This window comes from Bradyrhizobium sp. Arg816, from assembly GCF_029989365.1.
Lineage (GTDB): Bacteria > Pseudomonadota > Alphaproteobacteria > Rhizobiales > Xanthobacteraceae > Bradyrhizobium.
In genome coordinates, this window is sequence record NZ_JAPRAQ010000016.1 from 137060 (window position 1) to 156667 (window position 19608).

The 19608-nt window shown below is 63.7% G+C and carries 18 protein-coding genes; 9 read left to right on the forward strand and 9 right to left on the reverse strand.

Features of this window, described 5'->3' with window-relative positions; genetic code table 11:
* Window positions 1-103: 103 nt before the first annotated feature.
* Window positions 104-1654, forward strand: a complete 1551-nt coding sequence (locus OWC48_RS31500) for an undecaprenyl-phosphate glucose phosphotransferase (RefSeq protein ID WP_282523468.1) — start codon at window positions 104-106, stop codon at window positions 1652-1654.
* 162 nt (window positions 1655-1816) lie between these two features.
* Entirely contained in the window at window positions 1817-3070 is a 1254-nt protein-coding gene (locus OWC48_RS31505) for an O-antigen ligase (RefSeq protein ID WP_282523469.1), read from the forward strand.
* Here OWC48_RS31505 and OWC48_RS31510 read toward each other — a convergent pair.
* Complete coding sequence (locus OWC48_RS31510) at window positions 3045-3515, reverse strand: MarR family transcriptional regulator (protein ID WP_049803079.1); 471 nt, start codon at window positions 3513-3515, stop codon at window positions 3045-3047. The genes OWC48_RS31505 and OWC48_RS31510 overlap by 26 nt on opposite strands.
* Window positions 3516-3662: 147 nt before the next feature.
* Between OWC48_RS31510 and OWC48_RS31515 the strand changes: the two genes are divergently transcribed.
* Window positions 3663-4859: an FAD-dependent monooxygenase gene (locus OWC48_RS31515; protein WP_282523470.1), complete on the forward strand. Its 1197-nt coding sequence runs from the start codon at window positions 3663-3665 to the stop codon at window positions 4857-4859.
* 138 nt (window positions 4860-4997) lie between these two features.
* On the opposite strand, the gene OWC48_RS31520 is transcribed toward OWC48_RS31515, so the two are convergent.
* From OWC48_RS31520 to OWC48_RS31530, 3 genes are read right to left on the reverse strand one after another with little or no spacing between them, the layout of a single operon-like run.
* Entirely contained in the window at window positions 4998-6176 is a 1179-nt protein-coding gene (locus tag OWC48_RS31520) for a trans-acting enoyl reductase family protein (RefSeq protein ID WP_282523471.1), read from the reverse strand.
* A 9-nt stretch (window positions 6177-6185) separates the two neighbouring features.
* Window positions 6186-6968 carry a DUF169 domain-containing protein gene (locus OWC48_RS31525; RefSeq protein WP_282523472.1) on the reverse strand — a complete coding sequence of 261 codons (783 nt, stop codon included), beginning with the start codon at window positions 6966-6968 and terminating at the stop codon, window positions 6186-6188.
* A gap of 60 nt (window positions 6969-7028) precedes the next feature.
* Entirely contained in the window at window positions 7029-7745 is a 717-nt protein-coding gene (locus OWC48_RS31530) for a YdcF family protein (RefSeq protein ID WP_282523473.1), read from the reverse strand.
* Window positions 7746-7977: 232 nt separating this feature from the next.
* Between OWC48_RS31530 and OWC48_RS31535 the strand changes: the two genes are divergently transcribed.
* The 3 genes from OWC48_RS31535 (at window position 7978) to OWC48_RS31545 (ending at window position 9893) form a co-directional block, all read left to right on the forward strand.
* Window positions 7978-8919: an acetamidase/formamidase family protein gene (locus OWC48_RS31535; RefSeq protein ID WP_282523474.1), complete on the forward strand. Its 942-nt coding sequence runs from the start codon at window positions 7978-7980 to the stop codon at window positions 8917-8919.
* Window positions 8920-9119: 200 nt separating this feature from the next.
* Window positions 9120-9317 (forward strand): hypothetical protein, encoded by a 198-nt coding sequence (locus OWC48_RS31540; protein ID WP_007603456.1) that lies wholly within the window; start codon window positions 9120-9122, stop codon window positions 9315-9317.
* A 72-nt stretch (window positions 9318-9389) separates the two neighbouring features.
* Entirely contained in the window at window positions 9390-9893 is a 504-nt protein-coding gene (locus OWC48_RS31545; protein WP_282523475.1) for a GcrA family cell cycle regulator, read from the forward strand.
* A gap of 268 nt (window positions 9894-10161) precedes the next feature.
* Here the strand turns inward: OWC48_RS31545 and OWC48_RS31550 are convergent, their stop codons facing one another.
* Window positions 10162-11691: a porin gene (locus tag OWC48_RS31550; RefSeq protein WP_063982925.1), complete on the reverse strand. Its 1530-nt coding sequence runs from the start codon at window positions 11689-11691 to the stop codon at window positions 10162-10164.
* Window positions 11692-12098: 407 nt separating this feature from the next.
* Here OWC48_RS31550 and OWC48_RS31555 point away from each other — a divergent pair, with 407 nt between their 5' ends.
* On the forward strand, window positions 12099-12605 hold the full coding sequence (locus OWC48_RS31555; RefSeq protein WP_028152624.1) for a MarR family winged helix-turn-helix transcriptional regulator: 507 nt from the start codon (window positions 12099-12101) through the stop codon (window positions 12603-12605).
* Window positions 12606-12743: 138 nt separating this feature from the next.
* Here OWC48_RS31555 and OWC48_RS31560 read toward each other — a convergent pair whose 3' ends face one another.
* The 3 genes from OWC48_RS31560 to OWC48_RS31570 all read right to left on the reverse strand — a co-directional run bounded on the left by OWC48_RS31560 (window position 12744) and on the right by OWC48_RS31570 (window position 16196).
* Complete coding sequence (locus tag OWC48_RS31560) at window positions 12744-13862, reverse strand: S9 family peptidase (RefSeq protein WP_282523476.1); 1119 nt, start codon at window positions 13860-13862, stop codon at window positions 12744-12746.
* 309 nt (window positions 13863-14171) lie between these two features.
* The gene (locus tag OWC48_RS31565) at window positions 14172-15143 is read right to left on the reverse strand and encodes an SDR family oxidoreductase (protein WP_282523477.1); all 972 of its coding nucleotides are present in this window, start codon (window positions 15141-15143) and stop codon (window positions 14172-14174) included.
* 144 nt (window positions 15144-15287) lie between these two features.
* Window positions 15288-16196 (reverse strand): dihydrodipicolinate synthase family protein, encoded by a 909-nt coding sequence (locus tag OWC48_RS31570; protein ID WP_282523478.1) that lies wholly within the window; start codon window positions 16194-16196, stop codon window positions 15288-15290.
* 343 nt (window positions 16197-16539) lie between these two features.
* Between OWC48_RS31570 and OWC48_RS31575 the strand changes: the two genes are divergently transcribed.
* Window positions 16540-16779, forward strand: a complete 240-nt coding sequence (locus OWC48_RS31575) for a hypothetical protein (RefSeq protein WP_028152628.1) — start codon at window positions 16540-16542, stop codon at window positions 16777-16779.
* Window positions 16780-16901: 122 nt separating this feature from the next.
* Here the strand turns inward: OWC48_RS31575 and OWC48_RS31580 are convergent, their stop codons facing one another.
* Window positions 16902-17876, reverse strand: coding sequence for an alpha/beta hydrolase fold domain-containing protein (locus OWC48_RS31580; RefSeq protein ID WP_282523479.1), 975 nt, complete (start codon window positions 17874-17876; stop codon window positions 16902-16904).
* Window positions 17877-18037: 161 nt separating this feature from the next.
* On the opposite strand from OWC48_RS31580, the gene OWC48_RS31585 reads away from it, so the two are divergent.
* Entirely contained in the window at window positions 18038-18622 is a 585-nt protein-coding gene (locus OWC48_RS31585; protein WP_282523480.1) for a TetR/AcrR family transcriptional regulator, read from the forward strand.
* Window positions 18623-19608: the final 986 nt, after the last annotated feature.

Below are 19608 nucleotides of genomic sequence, written 5' to 3' on the forward strand. Positions count from 1 at the left end.
TTAGAGAATCTTCCGATTTGTCCGATAATCGACCTGCCAGGGGATGCTCGCCCGGGGCGCAACGCTGCGACCCGCGGGTTGTTTGGAATGGACGTGGACGCCCGTGGAACCGCTCAACGCACGCTCGATGCTCGACGCCGCCACAAGCGCCGCGGCGAAGCCGGCTGACCAACCCTTTGTGGAGCGCCGTCGCCGGCTCTCGCCCGCCGCGCTCGAAATCGTCAACCAGAAGGTCGCCCGCGCCTATTCGCCGATTGTGATCACCGGCTTCGTCCGCTTGGCCGATTTCGCGCTGCTGAGCCTCGTCGGCATCGTGCTCTATGTCGGCTATGTCATGCCGCTCGCCGGCTCCTTCAGCTGGGTTTATCCCGCGGAGATCATCGCCGTCGCGGTCGCCGCCGTGATCTGCTTCCAGGCCGCCGACATCTATCAGGTGCAGCTGTTCCGCGGTCAGATCCGGCAGATGACTCGGATGATCTCCTCCTGGTCGTTCGTCTTCCTGCTGTTCATCGGCGTATCCTTCTTCGCCAAGTTCGGCAGCGAAATGTCGCGGCTGTGGCTTGCCGCCTTCTACTTCCTCGGCCTCGCCGCGCTCATCTGCGAACGTCTGGTGCTGCGCTCGCTGGTGCGCGCCTGGGCACGCCAGGGCCGGCTCGACCGCCGCACCATCATCGTCGGCTCCGACAGCAACGGCGAGCAACTGGTCGAGGCGCTGAACGCCCAGGAGGATTCCGACATCCACGTGCTCGGCGTGTTCGACGACCGCAACGACAGTCGCGCGCTCGACACCTGCGCCGGCGCGCGCAAGCTCGGCAAGGTCGACGACATCGTCGAATTCGCCCGCCGCACCCGGGTCGATCTCGTGCTGTTCGCGCTGCCGATCTCGGCGGAGACGCGCATCCTGGAGATGCTGCAGAAGCTCTGGGTGCTGCCGGTCGACATCCGGCTCTCCGCGCACACCAACAAGCTGCGTTTCCGTCCCCGCTCCTATTCCTATCTCGGCGAGGTGCCGACGCTCGACGTGTTCGAGGCGCCGATCACCGACTGGGACCTGGTGATGAAGTGGCTGTTCGACCGCATCGTCGGCGGCCTTGCGCTGCTCGCAGCCCTGCCGGTGATGGGACTGGTGGCGTTGGCGGTGAAGCTCGACAGCCCCGGCCCGGCGCTGTTCCGTCAGAAACGCTTCGGCTTCAACAACGAGCGCATCGATGTCTACAAATTCCGCTCGATGTACCACCATCAGGCCGACCCGACCGCCTCCAAGGTCGTCACCAAGAACGATCCGCGCGTCACCCGCGTCGGCCGCTTCATCCGCAAGACCAGCCTCGACGAGCTGCCGCAGCTCTTCAACGTGGTGTTCTCGGGCAATCTGTCCCTGGTCGGCCCGCGTCCGCACGCGGTGCAGGGCAAGCTCCAGAGCCGCCTGTTCGACGAAGCCGTCGACGGCTATTTCGCGCGTCACCGCGTCAAGCCCGGCATCACCGGCTGGGCCCAGATCAACGGCTGGCGCGGCGAGATCGACAATGAAGAGAAGATCCAGAAGCGCGTCGAATTCGATCTCTACTATATCGAGAACTGGTCGGTGCTGTTCGACCTCGTCATTCTCCTGAAGACGCCGGTCTCGCTGCTGACCAAGAACGACAACGCGTATTGAGATGAGTTCCTCCGTCATGCCCCGGCTTGACCGGGGCATCCAGTACTCCGCAGCGCCAGCCGTCTTCTGCAACGCGCGCCGCGGAATACTGGATCGCCCGGTCAAGCCGGGCGATGACAGCGTGTTTGTGGCGTACAAGTTGCGTAAGCGTATGGGCATGTGATGGCGTATGCGGCGACAGCCGGTGGAGTGAAATTGGCCGCGCCGGCTGCGCCCGGCGTGCTGGCCATCCAGCGCGCGCTGGTGTGGCTGGTCGGCGCCTCCGGCGCCATCGTCTTCATCGAGCCGAGCCCCTACGAGATCGTGACGCTGCTGGCCGCCGTCACCTTCTTCGCGACCGGCCTGCGCCTGCGGCTCGTGCTGATGCCGCTGATCCTGATGCTGGTCCTGCTCAATGTCGGCTACACGATCAGCGCGGTCCCGCTGTACGAACAGTCCGAGGTGGCGAGCTGGATTGCGACCTCCTGGTACATGGCGGTCACCGTCGTGTTCTTCGCGATGGTCACCTCGGAAGACACCGCGGCCCGGCTCGACATGCTCCGCCGCGGCCTCGTGGTCGGCGCGATGGTCGCCTCGCTGTCGGCGGTCGCCGGCTACTTCCATCTGGTTCCCGGCGGAGACGATCTCCTCACCCTCTACGGGCGCGCGCGCGGCACGTTCAAGGACCCGAATGTGCTCGGCGCCTTCCTGATCCTGCCGGCGCTGTTCGCGCTCCAGAGCGTGGTCTCCGACAAGTTTGCCAAGGCGTTCCGCAACGTCATCGCCTTCGGCATCATGTCGCTGGCGATCCTGCTCGCCTTCTCCCGCGCCGCCTGGGGCGGACTGGTGCTGACCTCCGCCTTCATGCTGGCGCTGATGGTGCTGACCAGCCGCACCAACGCGCAGCGCTCGCGCATCGTCGTCATGGCGATTGTCGCCGCGGTGCTGGGCCTCGCGCTGATCGCGGTGCTGCTGTCATTCGATTCCACCGCCGAGATGTTCAAGCAGCGCGCGAGCTTCGACCAGAGCTATGACGAAGGCCGCTTCGGCCGGTTCGGCCGGCACATCCTCGGCGCGGAGATGGCGCTCGACCTGCCGTTCGGCATCGGCCCCCTGCAATTCCACCGCTTCTTCCCCGAGGACACCCACAACTCCTATCTCAACGCCTTCATGTCCGGCGGCTGGCTCTCCGGCGTCTGTTATCCCGCGCTGGTCTTCACCACGGTCATCATGGGTATCAGGCACATCTTCGTCCGTGTGCCCTGGCAGCGCGCTTATCTCGCGATCTTCTCCGCCTTCGTCGGCACCGTCGGCGAGAGTTTTGTAATCGACACCGACCACTGGCGGCATTTCTGGATGATGCTGGGCGCGATGTGGGGCATGATCGCAGCGGCCCAAATCTACAAGAAGCCTACCGACGAAGCTTCTTCAGTTTGAGATCCGGCCGCTTTTCCGGCGGCGTGTCGAGCAGTCCCTTCAGCGCCTCGGTTGCCGCGAGCACGCCCTTGTAGCCCTCGGTCGCGAAGCGCAGCAGCAGGCGCAGCTCTTCGTCGGAATAGGCGCCAAACACCTTCTCCATCGCCTGCTGCATCGGCACGTAGAGCTGGCCGATCTTCATCGCCGTCTCCGGCACGACGGAAATGAAGACCTTGCGGCGGTCTTTCTCGTCCCGTTCGCGGCGCACAAGCCCGGCCTTCTCGAGCCGGTCGACCACGCCGGTGATGGCGCCCGTCGTCAGCCCCGTGACCTCGGCGAGCCGGCCCGCGGTGACGCGGCCCTCGAGATAGAGGATGTCCATGCATTCGAGGTCGGAATTGGCAATTCCGGCAACGTTCGCAACCGTTTGGCCATAGAGCACGCCCTGCGCGGACGACCGCCGCATCGCCTCCTCGAGCTCCTGCAACAGCGCCGCGCGCGCCTTCGTCCTTGACAAGGTCGGCTCCTTATCTTACTCGATATATATCTTAGTTGCTAAGAGATTTAGCAATCGTAATTTTTCCTAGCACCACGGAAACGTCGGGAGCAAGCCATGTCCAACCGTCCCCGCAAGGCCCTCATCATCGGGGCCGGCATCGCCGGGCCCGTCACCGCGATCCTGCTGCGCCGCGCCGGCATCGAATCCGCGATCTACGAGGCCTGGCCTTATTCGAAAGGCATCGGCGGCGGCCTCCAGATCGCACCGAACGGCATGCATGTCATGGACGAGATCGGGCTCGCGAACGAGCTGATCAGCCGCGGCTCGATCGCCGAATCCTTCGATTTCTATTCGCAGAGCGGCGAACGGCTCGGCTCGATCAACCGCGACATGGCGCGGCGCTTCGGCCAGCCGGCCGTCAATGTCTGCCGCGCCACGCTGAACGAAATCCTGATCGACAAGGCCTGGTGCGCCTGCGTCTCGCTCTATTTCGAGAAGCGCCTGATCAAGATCGAGGACCGCGGCGACCAGCCGATCATCGCTTACTTCTCCGATGGCAGCACGGCCGAAGGCGACTTCCTGATCGGCGCCGACGGCGTGCACTCGGTCGTGCGCCGCCAGGTCGTGCCGGACGGTCCGCAACCGTTCGACACCGGACTGATCGGGTTCGGAGGCTTCGTGCCGCACGCCGTCCTCGATGGCAGGCCGATCGGCCGGCACGTCGAGACCACGTTCGGCAAGAGCGGCTTCTTCGGCTATGGCTATTGCAGCCCGGATCCGAACGACGGCGTGATGTGGTGGAGCACGCAGCCCGCGCACGGCATGGACGCGGCGATGTTCCGCGCGCTCGACCACGCGACGCTAAAGCAGCATCTGCGCGGCTTCCATCACGGCTGGCACGATCCGATCCCCGATATCATCGACGCGGCCGAGAACATCGTGGTCACCGACACGCTCGACGTCGCGACCTTGCCGACCTGGTCGCGCAAGCGCTCGCTGCTGATCGGCGATGCCGCGCATGCGACCAGTCCCCACGCGGGCCAGGGCGCTTCGCTCGCGCTCGAGGATGCGATGCGGCTCGCGCGGCTGATGCAGGAGGGCCAGGAGCTCGGCGCCACTTTCCAGGCCTTCGAGGCCGAGCGGCGTCCGCGCACCGAGAAGATCGTCGCAATGGCCCGCCGCAACGGCAACAGCAAGCGCGAATTCAGCGCCACCGGCGCCTGGGTCCGCAATCAGATGATGAAATGGCTGTTGCCGCTGGGATCGAAGAGCATGGAGTTCATGTACGCGTATGACGCGCGGGCGGCGTAGCGATAAACACTGTCATGCCCCGCGAAGGCGGGGCATCCAGTACGCCGCGACCTCTCACTCCATCACGGCTGTCTCTGGAATACTGGGTCGCCCGGTCAAGCCGGGCGACGACACCGTCATTTAACCGCGCAAGCGCGCCTAACTCTCCACTCCGAACGTCAGCCCAGCATTTTCGCGCAGCCGCTTGATCAGCTTGTGCTGCATCGCCGCGCCCGGTGTCCAGAATCCTGCCGGGACGTCTGTCACATCGCGCAGCATGCACATCGCGCATTCGGAAATCATCTTCGAGGTCGAGCCGTAGCCGGGATCGCGGTCGCCGGTGACGCCGGCGCGAACCATGCGGCCGTCGGGCGCGATCGCGACATAGAGCAGGTCGAAGCGGCCGTTCTCCCGCTCTTCCTTCGACGGCCCCTCGCCCGGCTTCGGCGCGTTCGGACCGGTCTTCTCGGCGTTGGCGGCCACCACGCGCTGCGCGTTGGCTTCGCCCTTCTCGCCGGGACCCGTCAGAACCATCTCGTCGTAGACGAAGTCCTGACCGTAGGGAAAGCCCATCAGCATGTTGGAGCGATGGACGTTGCGCGTGTTGATCAGTGCCATCATGAACGGCGCGGCCCAGGACTGCAGGTCCTCCTCGAGCAGCGACCTGTTGCCCTTCGGCTGCTTCGGGCCGGTGAAGCCCGGCGTCAACGCGAACGGATCGTTCAGGATCGCGATCAGGCTGATGTCCTTTGCGACCGCATCGAAGGTCGCCTTGGCGCTCGCCGCGGTGCCGCCCGAGAGCGTGCCGCGCATGTCGCGCACGCGGCCTTTCACACGCGAGGCCGGAGCGCCGAACGCGCGCTTGGCCTCTTCCTGCACGAAGAACGCACCGAGCTCGAACGGCACGGAATCGAAACCGCATGAGAACACGATACGCGCGCCGCTCTCTTTGGCGCCCGCCTCGTACTTGTCGATCATCTGCCGCATCCAGATCGGTTCGCCGCAAAGATCGAAATAATCGGTGCCGGTGGCGACGCAGGCCGCGAGCAGTTCCTCGCCATAGAGCTGATACGGGCCGACGGTGGTGATCACCGACATCGTCTGCTCCGCCATCGCCTTCAGCGAGGCCGCGTCCGACGCATCCGCGACAATCAGCGGCGTATTCCCGGGCGCGCCGATCGCATCGCGTACCGACTTGAGCTTGCCGAGGCTACGGCCTGCCATCGCCCATTTGAGCGTGTGGTCGCCCTTGTAATGCTGAGTCAGATATTCGGCGACGAGCTGGCCGGTGAAACCGGTCGCACCGTAGACGACGATGTCGAATTTTGCTGAGCTCATGGTCGACCTTTACTTCTTCGCGTAACTCACGCCCATGCCGGCGCGGACGTCGCTTTGAATCCCATAGGGCGGAATCGGATAGCGCAGGCCGTTCTTGGCCAGCGCCTTCATGCCCTCGATCGCCTTGGCGAGATGCGAGGGCTTCAAGGCCATCAGCATCTCCTCGTCCGGCACGCCGCCATAGCGCCGTTCGGCATAGCATGGCAAGGACAGGCTGGGTTCGCCGGTTTTCAGCGCCCGCCCCCAGGAATCCGCGCAGGCGGTCTCACCGACGACGCCCCATTCGAACTTCTTGTAGCCGGTATATTGCAGCCCGTTGATCAGGATGATCATCTGCCCCGGCGTTGCATAGACCAGGCAAATGTCGGGCGGATCGAGCCGCCCGCTCGCGAGCGGACTGACCGCAAGCGCCTGATACTGTCCGAACGGAACCACGTCCAGCGCCTCCTGGCGCTTGCGCGCGTCCTCGGCGGTGCCGTGCCAGACCCCGACATAGTTTTCGCCGGCGAGCCATTTTTCGTCCTGCGGCGCAAGCCCGATCACGGCGCGACACTGCGCGCCGACAAGATCGTCGGCGGTGATGCCGACCGTCCAGCCCAGACGTGCAGCCATGCTGACGATCTGGTCGGTGGTATGGACCGCGTTCGGCCGCCGGATTTTCGGGATCGCCTCCATGTCGGCGGTGCGCGGGAACAGCTTCATGCCGATCACAGTCGTCTTCAGCCGCAGCAGGCTGTTGAGATCGGCGACGAGGCCGGCAAGATCGATCCTGTCTGCGCTCTGCTGTTGCATGGCGTCCTCCCGACCGGCGATCGCGCGCCGGTACTCTGTTCTTGTTTTGCGGCTCTCGTTTTAGTCCTTGCCCGGTCCCGGAAGCAACTCGCCGGTCCGCCCCATGATGCGATAGGCCAAAAGGCCGATCCATTCGCGCACGGCGACGTCGGTCTTGCCGAGACCATCGGCCCCGTTGCGGGTGAAGGCGAAGAGCCCGTCGCGCCCGCCCATCCGCCAATCCACCGGATAGGCTTCGACGTCAAATCCGGCCTTGCGGAAGATCCCCATCGCGCGCGGCATGTGGAAGGCCGACGTGACCAGAAGCCAGCGTTCGCCCGGCTTCGGCGTCACCAGCTGCTTTGTGAAGATCGCGTTCTCCCAGGTGTTGCGGGAGTCGCGCTCGAGGATCAGGCGCTCCTTCGGTATGCCCAGGCTTTCCAGGATCGGCGCGGTGTAGTCGGCCTCCTTCGCCTCCGTCGCGACCAGGTTCGCCGAGCCGCCGGTGAAGACGATACGCGCGTTCGGATAGCGCCGCGCGAGGTCGGCCGGCGCCAGCATGCGATCGGCCGCGTGCGCAACCACGGGCGTGCGATGCGCCGCCGACAGATCGGTGTCGATCGAGCCGCCGAGCACGATGATGCCGTCGGGGGCGCCCCGCGACGGGTCCCACGCCGGGAAACGCGACTCCAGCGGATAGAGCAGAAGATTGCCGATCGGCGAGAACGCGACCAGCGCCAGCAGCACCAGCGTGGCCACGGCGAGCTTGCGGCCGACCGCAGCAAACCGCGTCGCCATCAGCAGCAGCGACAGGATTCCGAGCTCGATCAGGAGATTGATCGGCAGCAGAGCGATGCCGAGGGTCTTGGAAAGAACGAAATACAGGGGAGCCTCGCTGAAATGATCGTGCCGGGCTTGACCGGCCCGTCCATCTTCAGAAATCTTCTTGAAAGAGGATCGATCGCCCGGTCAAGCCCGGGCATAACAGGTTCTCATGACGAGTTCTGATGAACCCGATTGGACGCGGCCAATGACCCATCACCACCTGCATTCAAGCCCCGAGACCTGCCATTGGGGCTTCTTCGAAGCCGCGCTCAAACCCGTCCTCACCGTCAAAAGCGGCGATGAGGTGACGGTCGACACCATCAGCGGCGGGCCCGACATGCTGCCCGACCGCAACAAATTTCACATTCCGCCGGAGATGTTCGAGGTTCACGCCAAAAACGAGCGCATGCTGCCCGGTCACATCCTCACCGGCCCGATCGCGGTCGAGGGCGCCGAGCCCGGCGACGTGCTCGCGGTCGAGATCCTCGACGTCCAGCTCCGGCAGGATTGGGGCTGGAACATGATCAAGCCGCTGTCCGGCACGCTGCCCGACGATTTCCACGAGACGCGCATCCTGAACATCCCACTCGACCGGTCGCGGATGGTCGGCCGCATGCCCTGGGGCCTCGATCTGCCGCTCAAGCCGTTCTTCGGCGTGATGGGCGTCTCGCCGCCGCCGGCCTGGGGCCGCATCTCCTCGCTTGTGCCGCGCGCAATGGGCGGCAATCTCGACAACAAGGAGCTCGGGGCCGGTGCGACGCTCTTTTTGCCGGTGTTCGTCCCGGGCGCGATGTTCTCCTGCGGCGACGGCCATGGCGTGCAGGGCGACGGCGAGGTCTGCGTCACCGCGATCGAGACCGCGCTCCAGGGCCGCTTCCGCCTGACGTTGCGCAAGGACCTCAGGTTCGACTATCCCCGCGCCGAAACGGCGACGCATTACATGACCATGGCCATGGACCCCGACCTCGACCAGTGCGTGGTGCGCGCGCTGCGCGACATGATCGTGCTGCTCGGCGAGACGCGAAACCTGTCGCGCGAGGACGCCTACACGCTGTGCAGCCTGGCCGCCGACCTGCGGGTGACGCAGACCGTCAACGGCTGCAAAGGCATCCATTGCATGATCGAAAAGGCGATCGTGCACGGCTAGCCGCACCCGCCTGCCCGGCCTCGTCTCCGCTCCACCACCGCTCGGCATCCCGCGCGGCGCGCGGAGCTGCGCCTGATTTCCGTAGTGATTCCAATGAGCTAAAACACCGGTCTCGCCCGGATTTGACTCCCACCCCCGAACCTAAATAGAGTCTTAATCGTTACTTTTATGTACCCGAGTAAGAGGCTAGCGTTCGGGCCATGGCCACCGAAAAAGCCGAGACTGACCGCATTCCCGTAACCTTGGCGCTCTCGACCATCACCTATCTGGAAAAACTGGTGAGACAGGGCACCCACGGCACCAGCGTTCCCGGCGTCGCACGCACACTGATCGAGGAAGGCATCCGTCTCGCCATCAAGGACGGGCTTCTGTCGATTCGCGACAACGGCAGAACGTGAGCGCGCGCCGGACGTGAGGCGGACGGATCTCGAGAGGCGGATGGCCGACATCTGCAACCTGGGACCGTTACAATGCCTGTTCTCTCACCAACTTCTTCACCGACTGCTTCTTCACCGACCTGGACCAACGAACGAATTGAGCTTCTGAGGCAGCACTTCGAGGCCGGCCTCACCTGCAGCGAGATCGCTGCCGACATCGGCGTCAGCCGCAACGCGGTGATCGGCAAGCTGTCCCGGCTCAATCTCACGCGCGGCAGGACAAGCGACGAGCGCAAGCTCGAGCGGAGCCTCGCGCCGCGGCGCGGGACGAGAGCCGTACCGCGGCTGCAATATGAGATGCTCGCCACGATCTACGGTGACACCGACACACCTGTGGTCGCGGGTCCGATCGACGATACCAACCGCTGCTCGCTGCTGGAGCTCGCCGAGAATCGCTGCCGCTGGCCGATCTCGACGCCGGGCGCAGACGACTTCTGCTTCTGCGGCAATACCGCGCCCGACGGCCAGTCCTACTGCGTCGGCCACAGCCGCCTCGCCTACCGGCCGAACTCGCGCGCCCGTGTGATGCGCGGCTGAAGGAAAATCCCAAAACGAAAAACCTCCGGCGGGGCATCACCGGAGGTTTCTGGAGGCTTAGCATGAAGCTAAGAGCCGTGACTTTCGTAATCGGCTGAAAACAAGATAGCTGATCAACTCAGGTAAGTAAATAAGTTTGAGGGCGATCGATTCGCATAGCTCGTCTTCGTCGTTTGCAACGTGTTGCCGGATTTTCCGAAGGCCGCTTTCATGAAAAAGCCCCGGCGGTTTCCCGCCGGGGCTCTATCAGATCGGAACGGTCTTCAGCTTACCAGTTGCGCTGGGCGCGCAGCAGCAGGCTGTAGGTGTCCTGGTCCTTCAGCTCGTAGGTTGCCGCAGGCTTGGCAACCGACGCCAGCGCCGGGGTGGTGATCACGCCCGAGTACTTCTGGTCGAGGTGGCTGTAGACGAAGTCAGCCGAGAAGGTCAGGTTCTTGACCGGCGTCCAGCGGGTGATGACGCCGATCTGGCCGATGTTGAAGTCCGGGTTGCAGGTGCCGGTCAGCGAGGCGAACGCAGCGCTGCCGCAGATCAGGCCCTTCGCCGTGCCGCTGTAGTTGACCGCAGCCCACGCGCCGTAGAGCGCCGTATTCCAGTACGGGTTCCAGTTGTGGGTGTAGGCACCACGGAAACCGTAGGTCTTGGTCAGCTCGAGCTGGCCGTTGGGACCGAACACCGCGTCAGACACGCCGGCAAAGCCGATGCTCTGATACGCGCTGCCCGAACCGCCGAACATCGAGTAGCTGGTCGCCGCCAGCGACTGGAAGTTGTAGCGGCTCGCGCCGTCGGTATAGACGCCCGAGATGTTGATCACGTCGCCAGCACCGGTCGGGATGTTCTTGATCTGCAGAGCGAGCTGAACGGCCCAGCCCCACTTGTCTTCCGGATGACCGGTGACTTCGGACGCGCCGTAGTAGGCGACGTGGTTGTCGTGCGCAGCCACCGACGCCTGGAACAGGCCCCAGGCCTGGTCGACACGAACCATGCCGACGATGTCGGGCGACCTAGTGCCGCCGATATCGTTCGAGCCGTAAGCACCGCCGAGGACGCCGCTGGTGGACATGCCGGCGGTGTTCCAGATGTTGGTCGTGAAGAACTGGGTCTGGTCCTGCGCCGAAACGGTCGCGGTCACGCCCTGGCCGAAATCGGCCGTGTAGGTGAACTGGGCGACGCCGTTCACGGAGCCGCTGCCACCAACGAGCTGGTCGAAGTTGTTGCCGGGATAGTTGGTCCAGGGCGCGTCGAACTGCGACACGGACTTACCCATGGTGAAGCCGGCGAACTGGATGAACGCATAGTAGACGCCGAGCGTACCACCCGAGATCGTGCCCGAGCTTGCGTTGTTCGGCGCAGACACGCCCGTGCTTCCGAGTTGCGAGTAAACGGTCGCGCCTGTTGCCGAGCCGCTTCCCGTATAGTTATCGGTCGTCCAGGTGAACACCGCGTCAAAGTAAGTGCGAACCACCCCGTACTCAGTCGCGGTACGGGTATCGATGTTGAGGTCCTCGCGAGCGCGCGCCAAATAGTAGTTCGACAGGCGGTTGTTCGCGCCGGAAACACCGTTGTAGGCGGCGCTGTAGTTGCCGCCGGCATTGAGCGCGACTTCAGCACGCAGATAGCCGCCGAGCTTGATGCAGGTGTCGGTGCCCGGGATGTAGTAGAAGCCCGCGCCGTAGAGCGAGCAGATCTTGACGTACTCGACCGCCTTGGCCTTGACCGGAAGATCGGCCGCTTGTGCTCCGCCGACGGCGATCAGACCCGCCGCAGTGCCGAGCAAAAGGCTCTTCACCACTTTCATATAAAACCTCCAAGTTGCTCATTTTACGGAGACCGGACCGTGAGGCCCCCCAGATCCCCGTCTTTTCAAATCCGCTCGGCCGCTTCGCGCTTTTGGACACACCCGCATCGACGCGAGGGACGTGAGCGAACCACCTGCAACGGGACGATTGAGTACCCCCCACCGTCACGGGCCAATATGCCTGCGCCGTTCCGCTAATCAAAATAGTTTATTTAGTCAGCTTTGTTGTTTCACTAAACCTGTGCCCCGCGCGCAACACCGCGAGCGAGGGAATATGCTGAGCTGATCATCTTTGTAGTTTTAGTGACAAAATTACCCTGCTCTGCACTTGCGTCAGGGCAGACTTGCGTGGACTATGACCGTGCAAGACACCGGCCGGAAAAGAATCAGATCACGGGAGTGACGCTGTGTCAGCGACGAGGAAAGAAGGGGCGCGCCTCCGCTCCATCGGCAATCTCGATATCATCAGGCGTTTCACCTGGGAAATATCGTCGATCAACATGTATCTGGAGGAGTTGCGTCAGTTCTGGGCGAGAACGCTGGGCATCAGCGGTCCGCAATGGCTGATCCTGATGGCGATCTCCGACCTCGACAAGGACGACGGCGTGCCCGTCAACGTGGTCTCCAAGCTGCTCCACGTCGATCCGTCCTTCGTCACCACCCAGTCCAAGCTGCTGGAGAAGAAGGGCCTGCTGCGGCGGCGGCCCTCGCCGACCGATGCCCGCGTGGTCCGGCTGTCGCTGGTCGAGAAGACGCAGAAGCACATCGCAAGCCTCAACGAGCAATACAAGACGATCCGCGAATTCGTCTTCCAGGAATTCGACGAGAACGAACTGACCGAATTCACCGGCAAGCTCGCGACGCTGAAGACCCGGCTCGAAAAGGCCTGCGTCAGGATATCCCTCGACTACTAAAGCATGATCCGGACCCGAATGGCCGCGTTAGCGCAAAGTGCGAAGCGGTTTTCCGAAAAGATCATGCCCGAACGACAAACCTAAAGCGCGATGACGATTCATCCCAATCTCATCGCGCCTTAAGACAGCCGGCGGCGTTCAGATCCGCCGCCCCGTGGCGCCCAGTTGCGATTCCAGCCAGTCGAAGATGTATTCGTTGGCAAGGCTGGGATTGTCCGCGTGGGCCTGTGCCGCGCCGGTCTCCTGCGCGGTGAACACCTTCAGCACGATGTCGGAGCTGCCGAGTCGCGACTTCTGCACGATCTGGCGCGCCCGGTCGGCCTTGAGCCAGCCGTCCTCGCCGAGTGTGATCAGCACCGGACAGTCGACGCTCGAGGCCATCAGCGGCGCCGACGGCACCGGGACGATGCTGAGGTCGCTCATCGCGAAGCGGCTGGCGAAGAAGGATCGTTCGTGCAGGTCCCACAGACCGCCATCGCAGACGGCCGCGGCGAGCCTCGGCTCCTGCAACACCGCGCGCGCGACGAAGGAAGAGCCCCACCCGTCGGCCACGATGGCGACGCGATCGAAATCGACGTCGCCGCGCGTCTCCAGATAATCCATGACGCTGGCAATCGAGCTCTCGAGGTCGCGGCGCTGCAAGAGCGTGTCGGTATAGTCGTCGCGCTGGTCGCCGAGCAGGTCCAGCGCAAGCATCGACAATCCGCGTTCGCGCGCATGCGGCGCGAGCTTGAACAGGAATTCTTCCTTGCGGTGTCCGGGCTCGCCGATGCAGATCACGGTCGGAGTCCGCTTGCCGGCCGGCGACGCAGGCAGGAAATAGCCTTGCAAAACGTGTCCGTCATCGGCCCAGGGAATCGTGACGACCTCGCCAGCCGGACCGCGCGCAGTGAGGAAGCGGCGCGCACATTCCTGCATGGCGAGCACCGCGACCCAGCGACGCTCGTCGGCCTGGTCCAGCGGCATCGCGGCCGCGCCGTAGTAGTTCATCGCCCGCAGCCAGTTGCGCTGCGCGGTCGCCATGTGGCCTTCCGCGAACGCCGCCTCGGCTCGTTGCCGGTTGGCTTGCGCCAGCCGCTTCCACTCGCGGTGCCAGGACTGCTCGCCGCCCTGCTTGAGCTGCCGCGCGATCATCAGGCATTCTGCGATGGTGGCGCCGCCCTCCTGCGCCGCGGTGAGGAGCCGCGTGAATTCAGCGGAAATATCCTCTCTCTCCGGGCAGAGGATCCAGTCGTCGGAGAGGCATGCGGGTATCATCGGAGCTACGCTTTATGATGGCGTTACCCCTGATTGACTAAACTATTTTGGTTCACCAACCAAGCTGCCGTGCGCCGAATGAGACCCGTTTCACATCACCATCACTTGAACATTGCTTGAACGATGGAGCATGTCGCATGCGTGACATTCCAAATCGTCATAAGGCGTCGGAAATTGGCAAGAGGTGGCACGTAAAGTTACCAGCGTAACATGTAAATTACCTGCGTAATAATACGTCCGCACCTCTTGCCATGATGGTCGTCATACCTACATACGCGGACGTTCGTTGACAGTCTCAGCCAAACCGACTCAACCGAGCCGCCAGCCAACTTCCTGCGTAAAGCTTTCATAGAAGGCGCGGTCATAGGCCTGCTCGGGCGTTGCGCGCACGCGTTCGTCAAGGCGCTTTGCGTCTTCGCCCACAAGAATTCGCCACCGCTCCGCCTTGACCCCGTCGAGTATGATCTTCGCGGCCTGCGCAGCCGTCGTCGGCGCGTCCTCGAGGAAGCTGCGGGCGCGTTCGGCGAACGCAGCCTGGATGTCCTCGTCCGACATCTTGTCAGCATCCGGCACGCCGGCCGCGACCATGCGCTTGCGGGTCAGCGCGACCTCGTCGGCATTGAGCCGCTCCGACCCGTCGGCGCTCTGCACCTTGCGCGAATTGGAGACGATCGAGGTGCCGATATGGCCAGGCATCACCACCGAGCATTTGACATGCGGCGCGTGCAGGCGAAGGTCGTTGATCAGCGCTTCGGTAAATCCTTTCACCGCGAACTTGGCCGAGCTGTAGGCGGTGTGCGCCTGCCCCATGCCAATCGAGGCCCAGAAGCCGTTGACGCTCGCGGTGTTGACGATGTGGGCCTCGTCCGCCGCTACCAGCATCGGCAGGAAGGTCCGCGCGCCGAGATAGACGCCGCCCCAGCAGATGTTGAAGGTACGTTCCCACTGCTCGCGCGTGTTGGTGAACAGGCTGCCGCCGCCACCGATGCCGGCATTGTTGAACAGGAGATGGATCCGATCGGTCTTCTGCTGCTCCGCGAGCTCATCGCGAAACCGCTTGAGATGGTCCTCGATCGAGACGTCGGCGACATGGGTCGTGACCCGCAGGCCCTGCGGCAGCTTCTCGACCTCGCACAGCCGTTTGGTCTCGGCCATCGCGGCCTCCGAGACGTCGCACATCGCGACATTGCAGCCCTCGGCGACGAGCTGCCGTGCGAGCTCGCGTCCCATCCCCGTGCCGCCGCCGGTGATGACGGCGATCTTTCCTGCAAAATCCTTCATGGGACTTCGGTCCCTCCCCTTGTCGGTATGTTTCTTCACAGCTAGCGCCGCGCATCGGGGCGCGCGCAAAATGTAGCAGCGCCGCATCCGCAGGTAAAAGCGGAACGGCGCTGCCATTCGACATCAGTAATTTCGGCTGGCGGACTATTCGGCCGCTTCGACGCGCGCCCCGTTCAACGCGCCGAGGGCCTCCAGCGCCTTGCGGGTGGCGGCCTGCTGCGTCGGCGAGGCCTCCGGCATCGGTGCGCGCGGATAGGTCCTGGGCAAGCCCTGGAGCGTCTGGGCGTAACGCGTGCAGGCCGGCAGATTGTCGGCGATAACAGCGTTCCACAGCGTCAACAGCTTCTTGTGCAGCTCGAGCGCGCGCGGATGGTCGCCCGCCTTCACCGCATCCCACAGCGCGACGGAGGCATGCGGCGCCGCGGTCAGGATCGCGGCGATCGAGCCATGGGCCCCGAGCGTATAGGACGGATACATGAGGGCATCGACCGCGCTGTAGATCAGCTTGTCCGGCGCCATCATCATGAGATCCGCGAACAGCTTGAGATCGCCCGCGCTCTGCTTGACGCCGACCACCAGCGGCACCTCGGTCATGATCCGCACCAGCAGCGCCGGCGACAGATAGGACCACGGCACCACGTTGTAGATGATGATGGGCATGCCGGTCTCGTCCGCCATGGCGCGGAAGTGCGCGACCATCGCCTCGTCGTCGGGCTTGAACAGATAATGCACCGGCGTGACCTGGAGTGCGGCGACATTCATGTCGCGCACGAGCTTGCCGCGGCGGATCGCATCGCGCGTGGAGTCCACGATGATGCCGGCGATCACGGGAATGCGTCCCTTCACCGCCTCGACCGTCGCGGCCATCAGGTCGCGATACTCCTCGTGATCGAGCGTGTGTCCCTCGCCGGTCGAGCCGCCGGCCGCAACGCCATGCGCGCCGGCGCCGATCATCCAGTCGACCTGGGGCGCCACGAGCCCAAGGTCGATCTCGCCGTCCTTCCGGAACGGCGTCGTCATCGGCGGGATCACGCCGGTCGGTCGTGCCTTCATGGTCTGCCCTCGCGTTTCCTTTGGTTCTGTGGCGGTCCCGCTCTTTTGACGAGTATCCGCCCGCTTCCGACCCTATCGGCTGCGCAGGCCTTGTGAAGGGGCGGTTCGCGCGGCGCTGCCCCCACAATCGCTCATTACTGCGATCCTTCCGCGCCCCTTTTCCTTGGGGATTACCCGTATTTGCCCGGCTTCGGTTTAGGGGCAATTTTTTTACAATCCGAATCATCGAATGGAGATGGACGCTGGGTCGAGTCGGCCAGGCCAGCGTGTTGTTTGTGTCACAGGCTCTGGCACTCCGCTTGCATCCTCTTCGTGGTCTGAAACTACCGATGAGGTGACAGGAATGTTCGTGACCGTGGTTGCCGTGCTCTGCCGGCTGAGCGCAGCCAGCTCAGGCAGTTGCATCGAGGAAATCGTGACCGACAGCAACATGACGCCCGAGATGTCGATGATGCAGTGCGCGATCGGCGCACAGGCCCCGCTTGCCAAATGGATGGGCGAGCACCCGATCTATCACGCCAATTGGCGACTCGAGCGCTACAAATGCGTGCCGGGTCACTACGAGATCAAGGGCCACGCCTAAGGCCCCGCAAGACTACGGATGAGGAAACGCCCCGGAGGTAGCCTGGTCTCTCCGCGCGGGCACCGCTAGCGCCAGCCCCCATTGCGGCGGCATGCCCCAGTGACGACGATCACGCCTTCCCTTTAAGCCACTGCACGCAGAATGATCGCACGCGCCTGTCGCCCTTCCGGCGTCGGCATCAGCGCGAAATTGTGCGGCTGGTCACGGAGCAGATGCAGCTCGATCGGCACGCCCGCCGCCCTCGCTCGCTCCGCGAGATCGACGCTATCAGGGTAGAGAAGGTCGTGCGTGCCCGAGAAGATCGTCATCGGCGCGAGCGAACGGAAGGCGCCGTTGAGCGGGCTGACGAAGGGATGGCCGACATCGAGCTCGCCGGCATAGAGCCGCCCCGCCTCAAGTATCCCCGCAATGTCCTGGATCGGATCGCGCGCCGCGATCTCGACCTGCTCCGGGCGGCTGACCGAGGCATCGGCCGCGGGCGAGATCAGCATCAGCCGGCCCGGCTGCCGATGCCCGCGGTCGCGCAGCCACTGGCATGCGGCGAGCGCGAGGCCCGCGCCGGCGGAATTGCCGACCACCGTGACCTTTGCGGACCCGACATCCTCCAGCAGCATCCGCAACAGCTCGGCCGTCGCCGGCACGAGATCCTTGGCGGTGGCACGCGGTGCGAGCGGATAGATCGGCACCACGCAGACGACGCGCGCCTTGCGCGTCATCTGGCCGACGAAACGCCAATGCGCCGGCACGATCTCGTTGATGAAGCCACCGCCGTGCAGGAACATCACGTGGTTGCAGCCCTCATGGCCCGAAGATGGCGCCGTGTAATAGACCGGCCATCCGCCCATCTTGGTCAACGTCACCTCGACGCCGCGGCCCAGATTCGGCGGCTCGAACGAGACCGGCTGCACGGCGAGCTTCTGGACATGCGCCTGCACGGCCCCGGCGGACGCGAGCTGTTGCTTGTACGGAAGCTGCCGCAGGAGCAGGTTGAGGGCACGGCTTTGCAGGCTTGGCGCAGGATCGCGCCGGGCCGGGGCGCCGAAGACGCAACCGCCCGGACAGAACTGCAAGGCCGACACGATTCTGGCAACGCTCATGGCCACATCCCCATCTGGCTCTTTCGACACGGCGACAAAGAGGCTTGCCGACCCGCCGCCACTTGCGGATATAATGCGAGCATTCACTCGCTTTTCCTACTCGCATTCAGATCACAAGGCCGTGGCCCGCCAAACCGCCGACAAAACCCCGGAAAAATGCCTTGCAGGCGCGATCCCGCGCCACCGTCGACGCGCTGGTCGAGGCGACTGCTCGCATTCTGGTCCGCGAAGGCTTTGAGAAAGCCAGCACCAACCGCATCGCCGAAATCGCCGGTGTCAGCGTCGGCTCGCTCTACCAGTATTTTCCCAGCAAGGAGGCGCTCGTCGCCGCCGTCATCGACCGTCACAACGAGGAGATCATGGGCATCGTCCGCGCCGCCCTCACCGAGGTCGCCGACCTGCCGATCGACAAAGCCGTGCGCCGCCTCGTCACCGTCGCGATCGAAGCCCACCGCATCGACCCCAAACTACATCGGGTGCTCGCCGAGCAGATCCCGCGCACCGGCCAGCTCAAGGACGTCGAAGCCTTCAACCGCGAGGTCCACACCCTCGTGCGCGCCTATCTCGAAAGCCGCCGCAACGAGATGCGCAAGATCGACCCGGGACTAGCCACCTTCATCTGCGTCAGCGCGATCGAGGCGGTCGCGCACAACACAGTGCTGAACCAGGCCGAGATGCTGTCGGAGAAGACGGTGAGGACGCTGGTGGATGAGACGACGCGGATGGTGGTGGGGTATCTGAGGTAGTTTGCGAAAACGTCGCCCGTGAGCCCATGGCCATGAGTTTTCCATTTTTGATGGCGATCAATTCAGCTTTCCCTATTGAGGACAAAACATATGCCCAAGGAAAATTGCCTGATAGTCCAAGCCGCCGGAAGACAGCTCGACCTACTGCGCGGAGAGGCTTCCCGCATTGCTAAGGGGAACAAGGTCGACTGGTGGATCGATCGTGCCGACGTCGGCACACTTTTTTGCTTTGAAGACGCAAATGCTACAGATGCCTTCGCTCGCACCTGCGACAACCTAGGAGTCCGATACCAAGACGGCTAGCTCAAAAACCCCGCCGACTTTGTGAGCCGGCGGGGTTGAGTGAATACCTACGAAAACCGGCCCATCGCCAAACGCGCGTCGGACGGTGGGGCCGTTCCGGGTGGATGGCGAGACCTTGAGGAGGTCCAGATTCGCCACAGACCGATTTTTCAATCTCTCCCCTGGAGAGTCGTTCCTTCGCCGTGATGCCAATATTTTTGTGATCTGGCGCAAAAGGAAGGCCCCAGCCAATGGGGAAGACTGGGGCCTTTACAGGCCTTGCGATGGATCACACGCAAGACCGATCGCTGGATAGCTGCAGGAGCGCTCGCTCCTCCTGCGAAACCAATCTCGGACCCAAGTTGGCTGCAACTCCAGATGAGTCGCGAGTTTCGCCAGCATTCCAGCAGCCAAATAGGGGCTAGAGTGTGTCCGAAGTTGGAGTGGACGCGGGCGAAACCAACGCGCTGAAGCCGCTATCCAACTCGAGTGTTTCGCAAATTATCGATTCTTCGAAGGTCGAACCCGCGGCGAGCGACTAGGGCGCGTGGGTGAAGATATCCACGCGTCGATTTCGTCTGGCTCTACTCGCCACGAAGGTGAGACGCCATCGGCTGTCCGGGCTGTGACACGGTATCGGCGCTTATGCAGCTTGGCTGCCACATCCTTCGCGCCATCTTCGTCTCGACATTCAATAGAGAAAT

Bases quoted from the DNA above. Each gene is read 5' to 3' on its own strand.
- OWC48_RS31505 (WP_282523469.1), top strand. From the start codon at position 1,817: ATGGCGTATGCGGCGACAGCCGGTGGAGTGAAATTGGCCGCGCCGGCT.
- OWC48_RS31510 (WP_049803079.1), bottom strand. From the start codon at position 3,515: ATGCGGCGGTCGTCCGCGCAGGGCGTGCTCTATGGCCAAACGGTTGCG.
- OWC48_RS31515 (WP_282523470.1), top strand. From the start codon at position 3,663: ATGTCCAACCGTCCCCGCAAGGCCCTCATCATCGGGGCCGGCATCGCC.
- OWC48_RS31520 (WP_282523471.1), bottom strand. From the start codon at position 6,176: ATGAGCTCAGCAAAATTCGACATCGTCGTCTACGGTGCGACCGGTTTC.
- OWC48_RS31525 (WP_282523472.1), bottom strand. From the start codon at position 6,968: ATGCAACAGCAGAGCGCAGACAGGATCGATCTTGCCGGCCTCGTCGCC.
- OWC48_RS31530 (WP_282523473.1), bottom strand. From the start codon at position 7,745: ATGGCGACGCGGTTTGCTGCGGTCGGCCGCAAGCTCGCCGTGGCCACG.
- OWC48_RS31535 (WP_282523474.1), top strand. From the start codon at position 7,978: ATGACCCATCACCACCTGCATTCAAGCCCCGAGACCTGCCATTGGGGC.
- OWC48_RS31540 (WP_007603456.1), top strand. From the start codon at position 9,120: ATGGCCACCGAAAAAGCCGAGACTGACCGCATTCCCGTAACCTTGGCG.
- OWC48_RS31545 (WP_282523475.1), top strand. From the start codon at position 9,390: ATGCCTGTTCTCTCACCAACTTCTTCACCGACTGCTTCTTCACCGACC.
- OWC48_RS31550 (WP_063982925.1), bottom strand. From the start codon at position 11,691: ATGAAAGTGGTGAAGAGCCTTTTGCTCGGCACTGCGGCGGGTCTGATC.
- OWC48_RS31560 (WP_282523476.1), bottom strand. From the start codon at position 13,862: ATGATACCCGCATGCCTCTCCGACGACTGGATCCTCTGCCCGGAGAGA.
- OWC48_RS31565 (WP_282523477.1), bottom strand. From the start codon at position 15,143: ATGAAGGATTTTGCAGGAAAGATCGCCGTCATCACCGGCGGCGGCACG.
- OWC48_RS31570 (WP_282523478.1), bottom strand. From the start codon at position 16,196: ATGAAGGCACGACCGACCGGCGTGATCCCGCCGATGACGACGCCGTTC.
- OWC48_RS31575 (WP_028152628.1), top strand. From the start codon at position 16,540: ATGTTCGTGACCGTGGTTGCCGTGCTCTGCCGGCTGAGCGCAGCCAGC.
- OWC48_RS31580 (WP_282523479.1), bottom strand. From the start codon at position 17,876: ATGAGCGTTGCCAGAATCGTGTCGGCCTTGCAGTTCTGTCCGGGCGGT.